Source organism: Pseudomonas sp. 1912-s (assembly GCF_029269205.1).
Classification (GTDB): Bacteria; Pseudomonadota; Gammaproteobacteria; order Pseudomonadales; family Pseudomonadaceae; genus Aquipseudomonas.
Genome location: NZ_JARIXR010000026.1, coordinates 157,826 through 178,204, shown reverse-complemented (window position 1 = coordinate 178,204; position 20,379 = coordinate 157,826). Strand labels below are relative to the sequence as shown.

The window sequence follows — 20,379 nt, the reverse complement described above, 5'->3', positions numbered from 1 at the left end:
AATAATCACTTGACAGCAAATGAGGCTGCTGTAGAATGCGCGCCTCGGTTGAGACGAAAGATCTTAACCAACCGCTCTTTAACAACTGAATCAAGCAATTCGTGTGGGTGCTTGTGGAGTCAGACTGATAGTCAACAAGATTATCAGCATCACAAGTTACTCCGCGAGAAATCAAAGATGTAACCAACGATTGCTGAGCCAAGTTTAGGGTTTCTTAAAAACCCAAAGATGTTTGAACTGAAGAGTTTGATCATGGCTCAGATTGAACGCTGGCGGCAGGCCTAACACATGCAAGTCGAGCGGTAGAGAGAAGCTTGCTTCTCTTGAGAGCGGCGGACGGGTGAGTAATGCCTAGGAATCTGCCTGGTAGTGGGGGATAACGTCCGGAAACGGACGCTAATACCGCATACGTCCTACGGGAGAAAGCAGGGGACCTTCGGGCCTTGCGCTATCAGATGAGCCTAGGTCGGATTAGCTAGTTGGTGGGGTAATGGCTCACCAAGGCGACGATCCGTAACTGGTCTGAGAGGATGATCAGTCACACTGGAACTGAGACACGGTCCAGACTCCTACGGGAGGCAGCAGTGGGGAATATTGGACAATGGGCGAAAGCCTGATCCAGCCATGCCGCGTGTGTGAAGAAGGTCTTCGGATTGTAAAGCACTTTAAGTTGGGAGGAAGGGCAGTAAATTAATACTTTGCTGTTTTGACGTTACCGACAGAATAAGCACCGGCTAACTCTGTGCCAGCAGCCGCGGTAATACAGAGGGTGCAAGCGTTAATCGGAATTACTGGGCGTAAAGCGCGCGTAGGTGGTTCGTTAAGTTGGATGTGAAATCCCCGGGCTCAACCTGGGAACTGCATTCAAAACTGACGAGCTAGAGTATGGTAGAGGGTGGTGGAATTTCCTGTGTAGCGGTGAAATGCGTAGATATAGGAAGGAACACCAGTGGCGAAGGCGACCACCTGGACTGATACTGACACTGAGGTGCGAAAGCGTGGGGAGCAAACAGGATTAGATACCCTGGTAGTCCACGCCGTAAACGATGTCAACTAGCCGTTGGGAGCCTTGAGCTCTTAGTGGCGCAGCTAACGCATTAAGTTGACCGCCTGGGGAGTACGGCCGCAAGGTTAAAACTCAAATGAATTGACGGGGGCCCGCACAAGCGGTGGAGCATGTGGTTTAATTCGAAGCAACGCGAAGAACCTTACCAGGCCTTGACATCCAATGAACTTTCTAGAGATAGATTGGTGCCTTCGGGAACATTGAGACAGGTGCTGCATGGCTGTCGTCAGCTCGTGTCGTGAGATGTTGGGTTAAGTCCCGTAACGAGCGCAACCCTTGTCCTTAGTTACCAGCACGTAATGGTGGGCACTCTAAGGAGACTGCCGGTGACAAACCGGAGGAAGGTGGGGATGACGTCAAGTCATCATGGCCCTTACGGCCTGGGCTACACACGTGCTACAATGGTCGGTACAGAGGGTTGCCAAGCCGCGAGGTGGAGCTAATCCCAGAAAACCGATCGTAGTCCGGATCGCAGTCTGCAACTCGACTGCGTGAAGTCGGAATCGCTAGTAATCGCGAATCAGAATGTCGCGGTGAATACGTTCCCGGGCCTTGTACACACCGCCCGTCACACCATGGGAGTGGGTTGCACCAGAAGTAGCTAGTCTAACCTTCGGGAGGACGGTTACCACGGTGTGATTCATGACTGGGGTGAAGTCGTAACAAGGTAGCCGTAGGGGAACCTGCGGCTGGATCACCTCCTTAATCGACGACATCAGCTGCTCCATAAGTTCCCACACGAATTGCTTGATTCATTGAAGAAGACGATAAAGAAGCAGCCCGAAATTGGGTCTGTAGCTCAGTTGGTTAGAGCGCACCCCTGATAAGGGTGAGGTCGGCAGTTCGAATCTGCCCAGACCCACCAATTTTGTGTGGGAAACGCCTGTAGAAATACGGGGCCATAGCTCAGCTGGGAGAGCGCCTGCCTTGCACGCAGGAGGTCAACGGTTCGATCCCGTTTGGCTCCACCACTAACTGCTTCTGTCTTGAAAGCTTAGAAATGAGCATTCCATCATTGTGATGGTGAATGTTGATTTCTAGTCTTTGATTAGATCGTTCTTTAAAAATTTGGGTATGTGATAGAAAGATAGACTGAACGTTACTTTCACTGGTAACGGATCAGGCTAAGGTAAAATTTGTGAGTTCTCTTAGTTGAGAAATTCGAATTTTCGGCGAATGTCGTCTTCACAGTATAACCAGATTGCTTGGGGTTATATGGTCAAGTGAAGAAGCGCATACGGTGGATGCCTTGGCAGTCAGAGGCGATGAAAGACGTGGTAGCCTGCGAAAAGCTTCGGGGAGTCGGCAAACAGACTTTGATCCGGAGATGTCTGAATGGGGGAACCCAACCATCATAAGATGGTTACCTTACACTGAATACATAGGTGTATGGAGCGAACCAGGGGAACTGAAACATCTAAGTACCCTGAGGAAAAGAAATCAACCGAGATTCCCTTAGTAGTGGCGAGCGAACGGGGACTAGCCCTTAAGTGGCTTTGAGATTAGCGGAACGCTCTGGAAAGTGCGGCCATAGTGGGTGATAGCCCTGTACGCGAAAATCTCTTAGTCATGAAATCGAGTAGGACGGAGCACGAGAAACTTTGTCTGAATATGGGGGGACCATCCTCCAAGGCTAAATACTACTGACTGACCGATAGTGAACTAGTACCGTGAGGGAAAGGCGAAAAGAACCCCGGAGAGGGGAGTGAAATAGATCCTGAAACCGTATGCGTACAAGCAGTGGGAGCAGACTTTGTTCTGTGACTGCGTACCTTTTGTATAATGGGTCAGCGACTTATTTTCAGTGGCGAGCTTAACCGAATAGGGGAGGCGTAGCGAAAGCGAGTCTTAATAGGGCGTCTAGTCGCTGGGAATAGACCCGAAACCGGGCGATCTATCCATGGGCAGGTTGAAGGTTGGGTAACACTAACTGGAGGACCGAACCGACTACCGTTGAAAAGTTAGCGGATGACCTGTGGATCGGAGTGAAAGGCTAATCAAGCTCGGAGATAGCTGGTTCTCCTCGAAAGCTATTTAGGTAGCGCCTCATGTATCACTGTAGGGGGTAGAGCACTGTTTCGGCTAGGGGGTCATCCCGACTTACCAAACCGATGCAAACTCCGAATACCTACAAGTGCCGAGCATGGGAGACACACGGCGGGTGCTAACGTCCGTCGTGAAAAGGGAAACAACCCAGACCGTCAGCTAAGGTCCCAAAGTTATGGTTAAGTGGGAAACGATGTGGGAAGGCTTAGACAGCTAGGAGGTTGGCTTAGAAGCAGCCACCCTTTAAAGAAAGCGTAATAGCTCACTAGTCGAGTCGGCCTGCGCGGAAGATGTAACGGGGCTCAAACCATACACCGAAGCTACGGGTATCAYCTTCGGRTGATGCGGTAGAGGAGCGTTCTGTAAGCCTGTGAAGGTGAGTTGAGAAGCTTGCTGGAGGTATCAGAAGTGCGAATGCTGACATGAGTAACGATAATGGGTGTGAAAAACACCCACGCCGAAAGACCAAGGTTTCCTGCGCAACGTTAATCGACGCAGGGTTAGTCGGTCCCTAAGGCGAGGCTGAAAAGCGTAGTCGATGGAAAACAGGTTAATATTCCTGTACTTCTGGTTATTGCGATGGAGGGACGGAGAAGGCTAGGCCAGCTTGGCGTTGGTTGTCCAAGTTTAAGGTGGTAGGCTGGAATCTTAGGTAAATCCGGGATTCTAAGGCCGAGAGCTGATGACGAGCTAACTTTTAGTTAGCGAAGTGGTTGATGCCATGCTTCCAAGAAAAGCTTCTAAGCTTCAGGTAACCAGGAACCGTACCCCAAACCGACACAGGTGGTTGGGTAGAGAATACCAAGGCGCTTGAGAGAACTCGGGTGAAGGAACTAGGCAAAATGGCACCGTAACTTCGGGAGAAGGTGCGCCGGTGAGGGTGAAGGACTTGCTCCGTAAGCTCATGCCGGTCGAAGATACCAGGCCGCTGCGACTGTTTATTAAAAACACAGCACTCTGCAAACACGAAAGTGGACGTATAGGGTGTGACGCCTGCCCGGTGCCGGAAGGTTAATTGATGGGGTTAGCTAACGCGAAGCTCTTGATCGAAGCCCCGGTAAACGGCGGCCGTAACTATAACGGTCCTAAGGTAGCGAAATTCCTTGTCGGGTAAGTTCCGACCTGCACGAATGGCGTAACGATGGCGGCGCTGTCTCCACCCGAGACTCAGTGAAATTGAAATCGCTGTGAAGATGCAGTGTATCCGCGGCTAGACGGAAAGACCCCGTGAACCTTTACTATAGCTTTGCACTGGACTTTGAATTTGCTTGTGTAGGATAGGTGGGAGGCTTTGAAGCGTGGACGCCAGTTCGCGTGGAGCCAACCTTGAAATACCACCCTGGCAACTTTGAGGTTCTAACTCAGGTCCGTTATCCGGATCGAGGACAGTGTATGGTGGGTAGTTTGACTGGGGCGGTCTCCTCCTAAAGAGTAACGGAGGAGTACGAAGGTGCGCTCAGACCGGTCGGAAATCGGTCGTAGAGTATAAAGGCAAAAGCGCGCTTGACTGCGAGACAGACACGTCGAGCAGGTACGAAAGTAGGTCTTAGTGATCCGGTGGTTCTGTATGGAAGGGCCATCGCTCAACGGATAAAAGGTACTCCGGGGATAACAGGCTGATACCGCCCAAGAGTTCATATCGACGGCGGTGTTTGGCACCTCGATGTCGGCTCATCACATCCTGGGGCTGAAGCCGGTCCCAAGGGTATGGCTGTTCGCCATTTAAAGTGGTACGCGAGCTGGGTTTAGAACGTCGTGAGACAGTTCGGTCCCTATCTGCCGTGGACGTTTGAGATTTGAGAGGGGCTGCTCCTAGTACGAGAGGACCGGAGTGGACGAACCTCTGGTGTTCCGGTTGTCACGCCAGTGGCATTGCCGGGTAGCTATGTTCGGAATAGATAACCGCTGAAAGCATCTAAGCGGGAAACTAGCCTCAAGATGAGATCTCACTGGAACCTTGAGTTCCCTGAAGGGCCGTCGAAGACTACGACGTTGATAGGTTGGGTGTGTAAGCGCTGTGAGGCGTTGAGCTAACCAATACTAATTGCCCGTGAGGCTTGACCATATAACACCCAAGCAATTTGCTGACCTGAAAGGGCACCAGATTGCGGTGTGTGAAGACGAAATGAACCGAAAGTTCGATTCTTGCAAACACCGAAAGCTATCACATACCCAATTTGCTGAAGCGAGGCCAGCTGGCCACGACTCAGTACCCGAATTTCTTGACGACCATAGAGCATTGGAACCACCTGATCCCATCCCGAACTCAGCAGTGAAACGATGCATCGCCGATGGTAGTGTGGGGTTTCCCCATGTGAGAGTAGGTCATCGTCAAGATTAAATTCCAGAACCCCTGATTGCTAACGCAATCAGGGGTTTTGTTTTTGGGCGGTTGAAAAGTGTTGCGACCGTCTTCAGGTATCTTCAATGCCAAAGTCTTGCCTTTCTATGCAATGGCCTTATGCATGGCTATTATGCCTGCCTCATTGTGAGGCGAGACTTGCATGCTGACGTTGTTGAAACTTCTAAAAGATGGTCGATTCCACTCCGGGGAAGCGCTTGGTGCTGCCTTGGGTGTCAGTCGCAGTGCTGTGTGGAAGCAGCTTCAGCATCTCGAGGCAGAATTGAATCTACCCATCCATAAAGTCCGCGGTCGGGGGTATCAGTTGGCTTCGCCTCTGGTGTTCTTAAATGCTGAAGAAATTGCTCGGCATGTGCCTGTTCCTGCATGGCCTGTTTATATCTTTGACTCCATTGACTCTACCAATGCCGAGGCATTGCGCCTTATCGAGGCGGGCCGTACCGCGCCGTTTCTCGTGCTTTCAGAGCAGCAAACTGCCGGCAGGGGAAGGCGAGGGCGGAAGTGGGTCAGTCCTTTCGCTCAAAACGTCTACTACAGTCTCGTGCTGCGGATCGAAGGCGGTATGCGCCAGTTGGAGGGCTTAAGCCTGGTAGTCGGATTGGCTGTTATGCAGGCGCTGCGGGATGCGGGGGTTCGCAATGCCGGGTTGAAGTGGCCAAATGACGTTTTGGTGGAGCAGAAAAAGATCGCCGGGATTCTCCTGGAGCTGGTTGGTGATCCTGCTGATGTCTGCCATGTCGTCCTGGGTATCGGCATTAATGTGAATATGCAGAAGGCCGAAGAGGTCGATCAGCAATGGACCTCCGTACAGTTGGAGACCGGCAGTGCTGTTGATCGTAACTACCTGGTAGCGCGTCTTGGCGTGCAACTGCAGGCATATCTTGATCGCCACCAGGCTTCCGGTTTTTCCACCATCCAGAGTGAATGGGAGCAGAGCCATCTGTGGCAGGGTCGATCGGTGTCGCTCATCGCGGGTGTGAATCAGATTGATGGAGTGGTATTGGGGATCGACGGGCAGGGTGCGTTACGGTTAAGCGTGGATGGTGTTGAAAAAGTATATAGCGGTGGTGAGCTAAGCCTGAGGTTGCGTGATGATTCTTGAGCTCGACTGTGGGAATAGCTTTATAAAATGGCGAGTGCTTGAGTCGGATAGGGCGCGCATCTTTGCAGAGGGCGTCGTTGGGTCGGATGCTTCTCTGATCGATAGCCTGTTCGCGCTCACGGGGCTTGCGTTAAAGGATTGTCGTTTAGTGAGTGTTCGTGCCTCGGATGAGACGAATCAACTGGTCGCTACCCTGGTAAAAGCATTTGGCGTCAACGTCCTCTGCGCTGCTTCAGCAAGGCAGATGGGCGGGGTGCGGAATGGGTATGAAGATTTCGAACGCCTGGGCCTGGATCGCTGGCTTGCTATGTTGGGCGGTTTTCAGTTGGCGTCGGGCGCATGCCTGGTGCTCGATTTTGGCACCGCCGCGACTGCGGACTTCATTGCCGCGGACGGCGAGCACCTCGGAGGCTTTATTTGTCCAGGTATGCCGCTTATGCGTAACCAGTTACGAACGCATACCCGCAAAATACGCTATGACGATATTGCCGCTGAGCGTGCCCTTGAGGCCCTGTCTCCGGGCCGCACCACTGTAGAGGCGGTAGAGCGCGGCTGTACGCTTATGCTGAGAGGGTTTGTGCTCACCCAGTTGGAGTTGGCTCGTAGCTATTGGGGGAGCGACTTCACTGTCTTCCTTACCGGTGGAGATGCCGAGCTGGTGGCGGATGCGGTGCCTCACGGAAGGCTCGTCCCTGATCTGGTTTTTGTTGGTCTGGCGATGGCTTGCCCTTTGTCCTGAGGTTTTTATGCGTTGGCTGTTTCTGCTTTTGCTGGTCCTCAATGTCTTCTATTACATCTGGCATCAGCAGGAAGCCCCGTTGAGGGCTAAAGATGTCACGCCTTTGGCACTCTACCGGGGTTCTCAGCAAGACATCCGGCTGCTAAGCGAGTCGGCTGATGCCATGGTGCGGCGAGACAGGGCAAAAACGCCTGAGGCGCCGGCTGCGTGCCTGTACATCGGTGGCCTGGCTGATCAAAAAGAGGTTCAGTCCGTTGAGCAGCGCCTCACAAGCCTGGATATCAAGGTCAAACTGCAATCGCTGAACCTGCCTGATGCGCCGGGATACTGGCTGCGAGTCGCCCCTGAAAGCCGGCGCCTGGCCGATGATCTGCCCTTTGAAAACCTTGCTAATGAATTCAATGAGTTAAAACATAAAATAATGCCGTGCGAAGGCATTGCAACCTTCGAATAGTTTGCATAGAATGGCGCCCGCTTCGCAGTGAAGACCTCTTGGGTCAACAAGGTGAAGCGAAGGTCAACGCAGCTAACCTCATATTTTTTAATGAGAAAATGCTTGACAGAAGGCTGGCATGATGTAGAATGCCGGCTCGCTTAGGAGGGGTTCCCGAGCGGCCAAAGGGATCAGACTGTAAATCTGACGTCTACGACTTCGAAGGTTCGAATCCTTCCCCCTCCACCATTTTAGCGTGAGCTGCAAGCTCCGCGGGTATAGTTTAGTGGTAGAACCTCAGCCTTCCAAGCTGATGATGCGGGTTCGATTCCCGCTACCCGCTCCAAGTTTGCAGGTTGTGCAAGTTGTTTCGCTCTTGTAGCTCAGTTGGTAGAGCACACCCTTGGTAAGGGTGAGGTCAGCGGTTCAAATCCGCTCAAGAGCTCCATATAACAAGGCAGATATGAAAATATCTGCCTTTGTTTTAACAGCTGCCTCTGATTGATTCCGCTCTCTTTCGTTGTCTTGTTTGGGTTGGTTTCGGGTCTGCAGGGGGTTTGTTGTTGTAAAGTCTTTTTCAGATCGGCATAATTGTCGGCCTGATTTTGTTTTAGGTCAGTAGCTCAATTGGCAGAGCGACGGTCTCCAAAACCGTAGGTTGGGGGTTCGATTCCCTCCTGACCTGCCAGATTCACTTGGTGTGTCTGGCTTTCTTTTCACAGGATCTTCATAGATGACTCCTAAGGCTGAAGCTCAAGGCTCTCGCTTCGATCTGCTCAAGTGGCTGGTAGTAGTCGCTATTGTGGTCGTGGGCGTTGTTGGCAACCAGTACTACTCTGCGTCGCCGATCCTGTACCGTGTCCTCGCATTGCTCGCCCTTGCTGCTGTCGCTGCCTTTGTTGGCCTGCAGACTGCAAAAGGCAAGTCGTTTGCGGTCCTGGTAAAGGAAGCTCGTACCGAGATCCGTAAAGTCGTTTGGCCGACTCGCCAAGAAACCACGCAGACCACGTTGATTGTGGTGGCTGTTGTTCTGGTTATGGCGTTGCTGTTGTGGGGGCTTGATTCCCTGCTCGGCTGGCTTGTTTCCTTGATTGTTGGCTAAGGGTGTCCCGTGGCTAAGCGTTGGTACGTTGTGCATGCTTACTCGGGTTACGAGAAGCATGTCATGCGCTCTTTGCTAGAGCGCGTAAAGCTGGCAGGCATGGAAGATGGCTTCGGCGAAATTCTGGTTCCCACTGAAGAAGTGGTTGAAATGCGTAATGGCCAGAAACGCAAAAGCGAGCGCAAATTCTTCCCTGGCTATGTGCTGGTTCAAATGGACATGAATGAGGGTACTTGGCACTTGGTCAAGGACACTCCTCGCGTCATGGGTTTCATCGGCGGTACCGCTGATAAGCCTGCTCCGATCACCGACAAAGAAGCAGAAGCGATTCTGCGTCGTGTTGCTGATGGTAGCGACAAACCCAAGCCGAAGACGTTGTTCGAGCCGGGTGAGGTTGTTCGTGTCACTGACGGTCCGTTTGCAGATTTTAACGGTACTGTCGAAGAAGTTAACTACGAAAAGAGCCGGATCCAAGTGGCAGTGCTCATTTTCGGTCGCTCTACTCCGGTAGAGCTAGAGTTCAGCCAGGTCGAAAAAGTCTAGCTGAGCAAGCATCCCAACCCCGCAGCCTTAGGCTGTGGGGTTTTGTCGTCACTGGGATAAACGCGCAAGTAACCGGGGAGCCTTTCGAGGCGTTCGAACCCGTAATTGGAGTGCCTCATGGCCAAGAAGATTACCGCTTACATCAAGCTGCAAGTGAAGGCCGCTCAGGCCAACCCAAGCCCACCTGTTGGTCCAGCTCTGGGTCAGCACGGCGTGAACATCATGGAATTCTGCAAGGCCTTCAACGCCCGTACTCAGGGTATTGAGCCAGGTCTGCCGACTCCAGTGATCATCACTGTATACAGCGACCGTAGCTTCACCTTCGAAACCAAGTCGACCCCGGCTTCGGTTCTGTTGAAGAAAGCTGCTGGTCTGACTAGCGGTTCCGCTCGTCCTAACACCGTTAAGGTTGGCACTGTGACCCGTGCTCAGCTGGAAGAAATCGCGAAAACCAAAAACGCGGATCTGACTGCAGCTGATATGGATGCAGCCGTGCGTACCATCGCCGGTTCTGCTCGTAGCATGGGCCTTAACGTGGAGGGTGTGTAATGGCTAAGCTGACCAAGCGCCAAAAGGCTATCGCCGGCAAAATCGAAGCGGGCAAGTCCTACAACTTTGTAGACGCTGCTGCTTTGCTGACCGAGCTGTCGACTGTCAAGTTCAGCGAGTCTGTTGACGTTGCTGTAAACCTGGGTGTTGACCCACGTAAATCCGACCAGGTCGTTCGTAGCGCTACTGTGCTGCCACACGGTACTGGCAAGACTGTACGTGTAGCTGTCTTCACCCAAGGCCCAGCAGCTGAAGCTGCTCTGGCCGCCGGCGCTGATCGCGTTGGCATGGACGACCTGGCTGCCGAAATGAAAGGCGGCGACCTGAACTATGACGTCGTAATTGCTTCCCCGGATGCAATGCGCGTTGTAGGTCAGTTGGGTCAGATCCTCGGTCCACGTGGTCTGATGCCTAACCCTAAAGTCGGCACCGTAACTCCAGACGTAGCTACCGCGGTTAAAAACGCCAAGGCTGGTCAGGTTCGTTATCGCACCGACAAAAACGGCATCATTCACACCTCCGTTGGCAAAGTCGGCTTTGATGCCGTCAAGCTGAAGGAAAACGTTGAAGCCCTGATCGCTGATCTGAAGCGTATCAAGCCGGCTTCCTCGAAAGGTATCTACGTCAAGCGCGTTACCCTGAGCACCACTATGGGCCCAGGTCTGGTCATCGACCAAGGCTCGCTGGACGTATAAGACACAAATTGGCGCAAGTAATTGTGCCAGTTGAAAAATTGGGGTCCCTGCCTGGCGGGGGCTATCCAAGACCGTAGGCGACGCAAGTCTTAAACCACAAGCCTACGCAGATGGTGCTCCCGGTTCCTTACCGAATCAGACACCAAAACGACATCCGGCCTAGGCCAGATGAAACGGTAACAAGCAGGAGTTAAACCCGTGGCAATTAATCTCGAAGACAAGAAGGCCATCGTCGCTGAAGTCAACGAGGCTGCCAAAGCTGCTCTGTCCGCTGTCGTGGCTGATGCCCGTGGTGTGACAGTAGGCGCTATGACCGGACTCCGTAAAGAGGCTCGTGAAGCTGGCGTATACGTGCGTGTTGTACGTAACACCCTGCTCAAGCGCGCTGTTGCTGACACTGAATACAGTGTCCTCAACGACGTGTTCACCGGCCCGACTCTGATCGCGTTCTCCAAAGAACATCCAGGCGCTGCTGCCCGTTTGTTCAAAGAATTCGCCAAGAGTCAGGATAAGTTCGAGATCAAGGCAGCTGCGTTCGAGGGCAAGTTCCTCGCAGCTAACCAAATCGACGTACTGGCAACACTGCCGACCCGTAACGAAGCTATTTCTCAGCTGATGAGCGTGATTCAAGGCGCTACCAGCAAGTTGGCTCGTACTCTGGCCGCAGTTCGCGAGCAAAAAGAAGCTGCCGCAGCCTAAGGCTGAGCATCTCCTCTCGCGTATTTTTGTTTATTTCGATGGCCGCGTAGGCCGTCCCCCAATTCAGGAATTACAGCAATGTCTATCTCCCAAGACGATATCCTCAACGCCGTAGCTGAAATGTCGGTTCTGCAGGTTGTTGAGCTGATCAAAGCTTTCGAAGAAAAATTCGGTGTTTCCGCTGCCGCTGCTTCTGCTGGCCCAGCTGTTGCTGCTGTTGCTGCTGAAGAGCAAACCGAATTCAACGTCATGCTGCTGGAAGCTGGCGAGAAGAAAGTAAACGTGATCAAGGCAGTACGTGAACTGACCGGTCTGGGCCTGAAAGAAGCCAAGGCAGTAGTTGACGGCGCCCCTGCCCAGGTTCTGGAAGCAGTGTCGAAAGACGCAGCTGACAAAGCTAAAGCAGTGCTGGAAGAAGCAGGCGCTAAAGTCGAGCTGAAGTAAGCATCGACCTTGCGTCTCCAGCCCAAGCGTTAAGCTGAAGGCTGATGGCTGGTGGCTCTTGCCACCGGCCTTTTTCCGTTATTGGCAATCGACTCGGTCGTCGCCTCTAACGCGCTGTAACCACCCGATGCGGTGGCGCAAACCATGGGGTTTGCAAGATTTTCTGGCTGCTCCCGTCGGGAGGGGCCAAACAAGCAGGTGACCAAGCTGGGGAACGCTGATGGCTTACTCATATACTGAGAAAAAACGTATCCGCAAGGACTTTAGCAAGTTGCCGGACGTCATGGATGTCCCGTACCTTCTGGCTATCCAGCTGGATTCGTATCGTGAATTCTTGCAGGCGGGAGCGACCAAAGATCAGTTCCGCGACGTGGGCCTGCATGCGGCCTTCAAATCCGTTTTCCCGATCATCAGCTACTCCGGCAATGCTGCGCTGGAGTACGTCGGTTATCGCCTGGGCGAACCGGCATTTGATGTCAAAGAATGCGTGTTGCGCGGTGTTACGTACGCCGTACCTTTGCGGGTAAAAGTCCGTCTGATCATCTTCGACAAAGAGTCGTCGAACAAAGCGATCAAGGACATCAAAGAGCAAGAAGTCTACATGGGTGAAATTCCCCTGATGACTGAGAACGGTACCTTCGTTATCAACGGTACCGAGCGCGTTATCGTTTCCCAGCTGCACCGTTCCCCGGGCGTGTTCTTCGACCACGACCGCGGCAAGACGCACAGCTCCGGCAAGCTCCTGTACTCCGCGCGGATCATTCCGTACCGTGGTTCGTGGTTGGACTTCGAGTTCGACCCGAAAGACTGCGTGTTCGTGCGTATCGACCGTCGTCGCAAGCTGCCGGCCTCGGTACTGCTGCGCGCGCTCGGCTATACCACTGAGCAAGTGCTGGATGCCTTCTACACTACTAACGTATTCCACCTGAGCGGCGAAACCCTCAGCCTGGAACTGGTGCCTCAGCGCCTGCGTGGTGAGATTGCCGTTCTGGACATCCAGGACGACAAGGGCAAGGTCATCGTTGAAGCCGGCCGCCGTATTACCGCGCGCCACATCAACCAGATCGAAAAAGCCGGTATCAAGACGTTGGAAGTGCCTCTGGACTACGTCCTGGGTCGCACCACCGCCAAGGTCATCGTGCACCCGGCCACCGGCGAAATCCTGGCTGAATGCAACACCGAGCTGAACACCGAGATCCTGGCGAAAATCGCCAAGTCCCAGGTTGTTCGCATCGAGACCCTGTACACCAACGACATCGACTGCGGTCCGTTCGTCTCCGACACCCTGAAGATCGACTCCACCAGCAACCAATTGGAAGCGCTGGTCGAGATCTATCGCATGATGCGTCCTGGCGAGCCACCAACCAAAGACGCTGCCGAGACCCTGTTCAACAACCTGTTCTTCAGCCCTGAGCGCTATGACCTGTCTGCGGTCGGTCGGATGAAGTTCAACCGCCGTATCGGTCGTACCGAGATCGAAGGTTCGGGCGTGTTGTGCAAGGAAGACATCGTCGCGGTACTGAAGACCCTGGTCGACATCCGTAACGGTAAAGGCATCGTCGATGACATCGACCACCTGGGTAACCGTCGTGTTCGCTGCGTAGGCGAAATGGCCGAGAACCAGTTCCGCGTTGGCCTGGTACGTGTTGAGCGTGCGGTCAAAGAGCGTCTGTCGATGGCCGAAAGCGAAGGCCTGATGCCGCAAGACCTGATCAACGCCAAGCCAGTGGCTGCAGCGGTGAAAGAGTTCTTTGGCTCCAGCCAGCTCTCGCAGTTCATGGACCAGAACAACCCGCTCTCCGAGATCACCCACAAGCGCCGTGTTTCCGCGCTGGGCCCGGGCGGTCTGACCCGTGAGCGTGCAGGCTTTGAAGTTCGTGACGTACACCCGACTCACTACGGTCGTGTATGCCCGATTGAAACGCCGGAAGGTCCGAACATCGGCCTGATCAACTCCCTGGCTGCTTATGCGCGCACCAACCAGTACGGCTTCCTCGAGAGCCCGTACCGTGTGGTGAAAGACGCACTGGTCACCGATGAGATCGTGTTCCTGTCCGCCATCGAAGAAGCTGATCACGTGATCGCTCAGGCTTCGGCCACGATGAACGACAAGAAAATGCTGATCGACGAGCTGGTAGCTGTTCGTCACTTGAACGAGTTCACCGTCAAGGCGCCGGAAGACGTCACCTTGATGGACGTATCGCCGAAGCAGGTAGTTTCGGTTGCAGCGTCGCTGATCCCGTTCCTGGAACACGATGACGCCAACCGTGCGTTGATGGGTTCCAACATGCAGCGTCAAGCTGTACCCACCCTGCGTGCTGACAAGCCGCTGGTAGGTACCGGCATGGAGCGTAACGTAGCCCGTGACTCCGGCGTTTGCGTCGTGGCTCGTCGTGGCGGCGTGATCGACTCCGTTGATGCCAGCCGTATCGTGGTTCGTGTTGCCGATGACGAAGTTGAAACTGGCGAAGCCGGTGTCGACATCTACAACCTGACCAAATACACCCGCTCCAACCAGAACACCTGCATCAACCAGCGTCCGCTGGTGAGCAAGGGTGATCGGGTTCAGCGCAGCGACATCATGGCAGACGGTCCGTCCACCGATATGGGTGAGCTGGCACTGGGTCAGAACATGCGCATCGCGTTCATGGCCTGGAACGGTTACAACTTCGAAGACTCCATCTGCCTGTCCGAGCGTGTGGTTCAGGAAGATCGCTTCACCACGATCCACATTCAGGAACTGACCTGTGTGGCACGTGACACCAAGCTTGGGCCAGAGGAAATCACTGCAGACATCCCGAACGTGGGTGAAGCTGCACTGAACAAGCTGGACGAAGCCGGTATCGTTTACGTAGGTGCTGAAGTTGGCGCAGGCGACATTCTGGTAGGTAAGGTCACTCCGAAAGGCGAGACCCAACTGACTCCGGAAGAGAAGCTGTTGCGTGCCATCTTCGGCGAAAAAGCCAGCGACGTTAAAGACACCTCCCTGCGTGTACCTACCGGTACCAAGGGTACTGTCATCGACGTACAGGTCTTCACCCGTGACGGCGTTGAGCGTGATGCTCGTGCACTGTCCATCGAGAAGACTCAACTCGACGAGATCCGCAAGGACCTGAACGAAGAGTTCCGTATCGTTGAAGGCGCGACCTTCGAACGTCTGCGTTCCGCCCTGGTAGGCCACAAGGCTGAAGGCGGCGCAGGTCTGAAGAAAGGTCAGGACATCACCGACGAAGTACTCGACGGTCTTGAGCACGGCCAGTGGTTCAAACTGCGCATGGCTGAAGATGCTCTGAACGAGCAGCTCGAGAAGGCTCAGGCCTACATCGTTGATCGTCGCCGTCTGCTGGACGACAAGTTCGAAGACAAGAAGCGCAAACTGCAGCAGGGCGATGACCTGGCTCCAGGCGTGCTGAAAATCGTCAAGGTTTACCTGGCAATCCGTCGCCGCATCCAGCCGGGCGACAAGATGGCCGGTCGTCACGGTAACAAAGGTGTGGTCTCCGTGATCATGCCGGTTGAAGACATGCCGCACGATGCCAATGGCACCCCGGTCGACGTCGTCCTCAACCCGTTGGGCGTACCTTCGCGTATGAACGTTGGTCAGATCCTTGAAACCCACCTGGGCCTCGCGGCCAAAGGTCTGGGCGAGAAGATCAACCGTATGATCGAAGAGCAGCGCAAGGTTGCTGACCTGCGCAAGTTCCTGCACGAGATCTACAACGAGATCGGCGGTCGCAACGAAGAGCTGGACACCTTCTCCGACCAGGAAATCCTGGATCTGGCGAAGAACCTGCGCGGCGGCGTTCCAATGGCTACCCCGGTGTTCGACGGTGCCAAGGAAAGCGAAATCAAGGCCATGCTGAAACTGGCAGACCTGCCGGAAAGCGGCCAGATGCAGCTGTTCGACGGCCGTACCGGCAACAAGTTTGAGCGCCCGGTTACTGTTGGCTACATGTACATGCTGAAGCTGAACCACTTGGTAGACGACAAGATGCACGCTCGTTCTACCGGTTCGTACAGCCTGGTTACCCAGCAGCCGCTGGGTGGTAAGGCTCAGTTCGGTGGTCAGCGTTTCGGGGAGATGGAGGTCTGGGCACTGGAAGCATACGGTGCTGCATACACTCTGCAAGAAATGCTCACAGTGAAGTCGGACGATGTGAACGGTCGGACCAAGATGTACAAAAACATCGTGGACGGCGATCACCGTATGGAGCCGGGCATGCCCGAGTCCTTCAACGTGTTGATCAAAGAAATTCGTTCCCTCGGCATCGATATCGATCTGGAAACCGAATAACACGTGACGCGAATCGAGAGCGGGGCTGTTTAGCCCGCTCTCTGCTCCGCCAGGAGGAAAGGCCTTGAAAGACCTACTGAATTTGCTGAAAAACCAGGGTCAAGTCGAAGAGTTCGACGCCATCCGTATTGGATTGGCATCGCCTGAGATGATCCGTTCGTGGTCGTTCGGTGAAGTTAAAAAGCCGGAAACCATCAACTACCGTACGTTCAAACCAGAACGTGACGGCCTGTTCTGCGCCAAGATCTTTGGCCCGGTAAAGGATTACGAGTGCCTGTGCGGTAAGTACAAGCGCTTGAAGCACCGTGGTGTGATCTGCGAGAAGTGCGGCGTTGAAGTTGCACTGGCCAAGGTTCGTCGTGAGCGTATGGCGCACATCGAACTGGCTTCGCCGGTTGCCCACATCTGGTTCCTGAAATCGCTGCCGTCCCGTATCGGCTTGCTGATGGACATGACCCTGCGTGATATCGAGCGCGTTCTCTACTTCGAGAGCTATGTCGTTATCGACCCAGGCATGACCACCCTTGAAAAAGGTCAGCTGCTGAACGACGAGCAGTACTTCGAAGCGCTGGAAGAGTTCGGCGACGATTTCGATGCCCGCATGGGTGCCGAAGCTGTCCGTGAACTGTTGCACGCTATCGACCTGGAACACGAGATTGGTCGTCTGCGTGAAGAAATTCCGCAAACCAACTCCGAAACCAAGATCAAGAAACTGTCCAAGCGTCTGAAGTTGATGGAAGCCTTCCAGGGTTCCGGCAACTTGCCAGAGTGGATGGTGCTGACCGTTCTGCCGGTTCTGCCGCCAGACCTGCGTCCGCTGGTACCGTTGGATGGCGGTCGCTTCGCGACTTCCGACCTCAACGACCTGTACCGCCGGGTGATCAACCGTAACAACCGCTTGAAGCGTCTGCTCGATCTGTCTGCTCCGGACATCATCGTGCGCAACGAAAAGCGTATGTTGCAAGAAGCTGTCGATGCTCTGCTCGACAACGGTCGTCGTGGCCGCGCTATCACCGGCTCGAACAAGCGTCCTCTGAAATCCCTGGCTGACATGATCAAGGGTAAGCAAGGTCGTTTCCGTCAGAACTTGCTCGGTAAGCGTGTTGACTACTCCGGTCGTTCGGTAATTACCGTAGGCCCGACCCTGCGTCTGCACCAGTGCGGTCTGCCGAAGAAGATGGCTCTCGAGCTGTTCAAGCCGTTCATTTTCGGCAAGCTGGAAATGCGTGGTCTCGCGACCACCATCAAGGCCGCCAAGAAGATGGTCGAGCGCGAACTGCCAGAGGTTTGGGACGTTCTCGCTGAAGTGATCCGTGAACACCCGGTTCTCCTCAACCGTGCACCGACCCTTCACCGTCTGGGTATCCAGGCGTTTGAACCGGTACTGATCGAAGGTAAGGCTATCCAGCTGCACCCTCTGGTCTGTGCTGCGTACAACGCCGACTTCGACGGCGACCAAATGGCCGTGCACGTACCGCTGACACTGGAAGCCCAGTTGGAAGCGCGTGCGTTGATGATGTCGACCAACAACATTCTGTCGCCAGCCAACGGTGAGCCAATCATCGTTCCGTCGCAGGACGTTGTATTGGGTCTGTACTACATGACTCGTGAAGCGATCAACGCCAAGGGCGAAGGTCGTGTGTTCGCGGATCTGCAGGAAGTTGACCGTGTGTTCCGTGCCGGCGAAGCCGCACTGCACGCCAAGGTTAAAGTCCGCATCCACGAAACCATCAACGATCGTGATGGTGGCAGCGTCAAGAACACCCGTATCGTCGACACCACTGTCGGCCGTGCGCTGTTGTTCCAGGTTGTTCCACCTGGCCTGTCGTACGACGTGGTCAACCAGCCAATGAAGAAAAAGGCGATCTCCAAGCTGATCAACCAGTGCTACCGCGTGGTTGGTTTGAAAGAGACCGTTATCTTCGCTGACCAGTTGATGTACACCGGTTTTGCTTATTCGACCATTTCCGGCGTTTCCATCGGTGTTAACGACTTCGTTATCCCGGACGAGAAAGCCGCCATCATCGGTGCTGCTACCGATGAAGTGAAAGAGATCGAAAGCCAGTACGCCTCCGGCCTGGTAACCCAGGGCGAGAAGTACAACAAAGTGATCGACCTTTGGTCCAAGGCCAACGACGAAGTGTCGAAGGCGATGATGTCGAACCTCTCGAAAGAGCGCGTTATCGACCGTCATGGCGTGGAAGTCGATCAAGAGTCGTTCAACTCGATGTACATGATGGCGGACTCGGGCGCACGGGGTTCTGCTGCGCAGATCCGTCAGCTCGCCGGTATGCGTGGCCTGATGGCCAAGCCGGACGGTTCCATCATCGAAACGCCGATTACTGCGAACTTCCGTGAAGGTTTGAGCGTACTTCAGTACTTCATCTCGACTCACGGTGCTCGTAAAGGTCTGGCGGATACCGCGTTGAAAACCGCTAACTCCGGTTACCTGACTCGTCGTCTGGTAGACGTTGCGCAAGACTTGGTTGTGACTGAAGTTGACTGCGGTACCGAACACGGTCTGCTGATGACTCCGCACATCGAAGGCGGCGACGTTGTAGAGCCGTTGGGTGAGCGCGTACTGGGTCGAGTAATCGCCCGTGACGTATTCAAGCCAGGTACCGAGGAAGTCATTGTTCCTGCCGGCACCCTGGTAGACGAGAAGTGGGTCGAGTTCATCGAGCTCAACAGCATCGACGAAGTGATTGTTCGCTCGCCGATCAGCTGCGAAACCCGCTACGGCATTTGCGCCAAGTGCTACGGCCGTGACTTGGCTCGTGGTCACCAGGTGAACATCGGTGAAGCGGTCGGCGTTATCGCTGCCCAGTCCATCGGTGAGCCGGGTACCCAGCTGACCATGCGTACGTTCCACATCGGTGGTGCGGCAAGCCGGACCTCCGCAGCCGACAGCGTTCAGGTGAAGAATGGCGGTACTGTCCGTCTGCACAACCTGAAGCACGTTGAGCGAGTGGATGGCCACCTGGTTGCTGTGTCCCGTTCCGGTGAGCTGGCAATCGCTGATGACTACGGTCGTGAGCGTGAGCGCTACAAGCTGCCGTACGGTGCCGTGATTTCGGTTAAAGAAGGTGACAAGGTCGACGCTGGCGCAATCGTGGCCAAGTGGGATCCGCACACTCACCCAATCGTTACCGAAATGAAAGGTACCGTGACCTACGTGGGCATGGAAGAAGGCATCACGATCAAGCGTCAGACTGACGAATTGACCGGTATGACCAACATTGAAGTACTCGACGCCAAAGACCGTCCAGCTGCGGGCAAAGATATCCGTCCTGCCGTGAAGATGGTTGATGACAACGGCAAGGATCTGTTGCTGCCAGGCACTGACGTTATCGCTCAGTACTTCCTGCCAGCCAACGCCCTGGTCGGTGTTGCGGATGGTGCGAAGATCGCGATCGGTGATGTTATCGCTCGTATCCCGCAAGAAACTTCGAAAACCCGTGACATCACCGGTGGTCTGCCGCGTGTTGCCGACTTGTTCGAAGCTCGTCGTCCGAAAGAAGCGTCGATTCTGGCTGAAGTCAGCGGCACCATCGCGTTCGGTAAAGAGACCAAAGGCAAGCGCCGTCTGGTCATTACGCCGAACGACGGTAGCGATCCGTACGAAGAGCTGATTCCGAAGTGGCGTCACCTGAACGTCTTCGAAGGTGAACAGGTAAACCGCGGCGAAGTTATCTCCGACGGCCCGAGCGATCCACACGACATCCTGCGTCTGCTGGGTGTGAGTGCGCTGGCCAAGTACATCGTTAACGAGATCCAGGACGTTTATCGTCTGCAAGGCGTGAAGATCAACGATAAGCACATCGAGACCATCCTGCGTCAGATGCTGCGTAAAGTTGAAATCGCTGAATCCGGCGATTCGAGTTTCATCAAGGGCGACCAGATGGAACTGACTCACGTGCTGGTAGAGAACGAGCGCCTGGCGAACGACGAGAAATTCGTTTCCAAGTTCACTCGTGTGTTGCTGGGTATCACCAAGGCGTCGTTGTCCACTGAGTCGTTCATCTCGGCGGCCTCCTTCCAGGAGACCACGCGTGTACTGACCGAAGCAGCGGTAACCGGCAAGCGCGATTACCTGCGCGGCCTGAAAGAAAACGTGGTTGTGGGTCGTCTGATCCCGGCCGGTACCGGCTTGGCCTACCACAGCGAGCGTAAGCGTCGCCGTGAACTCGACAAGCCGCTGCGCGTAAGCGCCAGTGAAGTGGAAGCTGCACTGACCGAAGCGCTGAACTCAAGCGGTAACTGAGTTCTGCGGTAAATAAGGCCGGGCCCTGGCAGCCCCGTTCG

11 protein-coding genes, 6 tRNA genes and 3 rRNA genes are annotated in these 20,379 nt (G+C 54.5%); all 20 read left to right on the top strand.

The features are described 5' to 3' along the window. Nucleotides 1–234 precede the first annotated feature (234 nt). A 16S ribosomal RNA gene (locus P3C29_RS26235) occupies nucleotides 235–1,771 on the top strand. 83 nt (nucleotides 1,772–1,854) lie between these two features. After that, a tRNA-Ile gene (locus P3C29_RS26230) sits at nucleotides 1,855–1,931 on the top strand. A 30-nt stretch (nucleotides 1,932–1,961) separates the two neighbouring features. Next, nucleotides 1,962–2,037: transfer RNA gene (locus P3C29_RS26225), tRNA-Ala, on the top strand. Nucleotides 2,038–2,283: 246 nt separating this feature from the next. Next, nucleotides 2,284–5,177, top strand: a 23S ribosomal RNA gene (locus P3C29_RS26220). A 156-nt stretch (nucleotides 5,178–5,333) separates the two neighbouring features. Continuing rightward, a 5S ribosomal RNA gene (gene rrf, locus P3C29_RS26215) occupies nucleotides 5,334–5,449 on the top strand. The 16S, 23S and 5S rRNA genes sit together here with 2 tRNA genes alongside, the layout of an rRNA operon. 167 nt (nucleotides 5,450–5,616) lie before the next feature. Then, the gene (birA, locus tag P3C29_RS26210; RefSeq protein ID WP_201125493.1) at nucleotides 5,617–6,576 is read left to right on the top strand and encodes a bifunctional biotin--[acetyl-CoA-carboxylase] ligase/biotin operon repressor BirA; all 960 of its coding nucleotides are present in this window, start codon (nucleotides 5,617–5,619) and stop codon (nucleotides 6,574–6,576) included. Beyond that, nucleotides 6,566–7,315 carry a pantothenate kinase gene (locus P3C29_RS26205; protein WP_201125492.1) on the top strand — a complete coding sequence of 250 codons (750 nt, stop codon included), beginning with the start codon at nucleotides 6,566–6,568 and terminating at the stop codon, nucleotides 7,313–7,315. The genes birA and P3C29_RS26205 overlap by 11 nt, the downstream gene beginning before the upstream one ends. Nucleotides 7,316–7,322: 7 nt before the next feature. Beyond that, nucleotides 7,323–7,769, top strand: a complete 447-nt coding sequence (locus P3C29_RS26200; protein WP_201125491.1) for a hypothetical protein — start codon at nucleotides 7,323–7,325, stop codon at nucleotides 7,767–7,769. Between the two features lie 143 nt (nucleotides 7,770–7,912). After that, a tRNA-Tyr gene (locus P3C29_RS26195) sits at nucleotides 7,913–7,997 on the top strand. 23 nt (nucleotides 7,998–8,020) lie between these two features. After that, nucleotides 8,021–8,094, top strand: a tRNA-Gly gene (locus tag P3C29_RS26190). 26 nt (nucleotides 8,095–8,120) lie between these two features. Then, nucleotides 8,121–8,196: transfer RNA gene (locus tag P3C29_RS26185), tRNA-Thr, on the top strand. A 164-nt stretch (nucleotides 8,197–8,360) separates the two neighbouring features. Further along, a tRNA-Trp gene (locus P3C29_RS26180) sits at nucleotides 8,361–8,436 on the top strand. A gap of 45 nt (nucleotides 8,437–8,481) precedes the next feature. Beyond that, on the top strand, nucleotides 8,482–8,850 hold the full coding sequence (gene secE, locus P3C29_RS26175; RefSeq protein ID WP_010174463.1) for a preprotein translocase subunit SecE: 369 nt from the start codon (nucleotides 8,482–8,484) through the stop codon (nucleotides 8,848–8,850). A 9-nt stretch (nucleotides 8,851–8,859) separates the two neighbouring features. After that, entirely contained in the window at nucleotides 8,860–9,393 is a 534-nt protein-coding gene (gene nusG, locus P3C29_RS26170; RefSeq protein ID WP_003176436.1) for a transcription termination/antitermination protein NusG, read from the top strand. Between the two features lie 117 nt (nucleotides 9,394–9,510). After that, entirely contained in the window at nucleotides 9,511–9,942 is a 432-nt protein-coding gene (rplK, locus tag P3C29_RS26165; RefSeq protein ID WP_003210097.1) for a 50S ribosomal protein L11, read from the top strand. After that, entirely contained in the window at nucleotides 9,942–10,637 is a 696-nt protein-coding gene (gene rplA, locus P3C29_RS26160; RefSeq protein ID WP_003176434.1) for a 50S ribosomal protein L1, read from the top strand. Before rplK ends, rplA begins: the two co-directional genes overlap by 1 nt. Before the next feature lie 198 nt (nucleotides 10,638–10,835). Beyond that, nucleotides 10,836–11,336, top strand: a complete 501-nt coding sequence (gene rplJ, locus P3C29_RS26155; protein ID WP_010174464.1) for a 50S ribosomal protein L10 — start codon at nucleotides 10,836–10,838, stop codon at nucleotides 11,334–11,336. 78 nt (nucleotides 11,337–11,414) lie between these two features. Then, the gene (gene rplL, locus P3C29_RS26150) at nucleotides 11,415–11,780 is read left to right on the top strand and encodes a 50S ribosomal protein L7/L12 (RefSeq protein WP_003210093.1); all 366 of its coding nucleotides are present in this window, start codon (nucleotides 11,415–11,417) and stop codon (nucleotides 11,778–11,780) included. 220 nt (nucleotides 11,781–12,000) lie between these two features. Beyond that, nucleotides 12,001–16,074 carry a DNA-directed RNA polymerase subunit beta gene (gene rpoB / locus P3C29_RS26145; RefSeq protein WP_008436421.1) on the top strand — a complete coding sequence of 1,358 codons (4,074 nt, stop codon included), beginning with the start codon at nucleotides 12,001–12,003 and terminating at the stop codon, nucleotides 16,072–16,074. 64 nt (nucleotides 16,075–16,138) lie between these two features. Next, entirely contained in the window at nucleotides 16,139–20,338 is a 4,200-nt protein-coding gene (gene rpoC / locus P3C29_RS26140; RefSeq protein ID WP_003210090.1) for a DNA-directed RNA polymerase subunit beta', read from the top strand. Nucleotides 20,339–20,379: the final 41 nt, after the last annotated feature.

Coding starts and splice junctions, on each gene's coding strand:
- secE (WP_010174463.1), top strand. CDS start 8,482: ATGACTCCTAAGGCTGAAGCTCAAGGCTCTCGCTTCGATCTGCTCAAG.
- rplL (WP_003210093.1), top strand. CDS start 11,415: ATGTCTATCTCCCAAGACGATATCCTCAACGCCGTAGCTGAAATGTCG.
- rpoB (WP_008436421.1), top strand. CDS start 12,001: ATGGCTTACTCATATACTGAGAAAAAACGTATCCGCAAGGACTTTAGC.
- rplA (WP_003176434.1), top strand. CDS start 9,942: ATGGCTAAGCTGACCAAGCGCCAAAAGGCTATCGCCGGCAAAATCGAA.
- P3C29_RS26200 (WP_201125491.1), top strand. CDS start 7,323: ATGCGTTGGCTGTTTCTGCTTTTGCTGGTCCTCAATGTCTTCTATTAC.
- rplK (WP_003210097.1), top strand. CDS start 9,511: ATGGCCAAGAAGATTACCGCTTACATCAAGCTGCAAGTGAAGGCCGCT.
- P3C29_RS26205 (WP_201125492.1), top strand. CDS start 6,566: ATGATTCTTGAGCTCGACTGTGGGAATAGCTTTATAAAATGGCGAGTG.
- birA (WP_201125493.1), top strand. CDS start 5,617: ATGCTGACGTTGTTGAAACTTCTAAAAGATGGTCGATTCCACTCCGGG.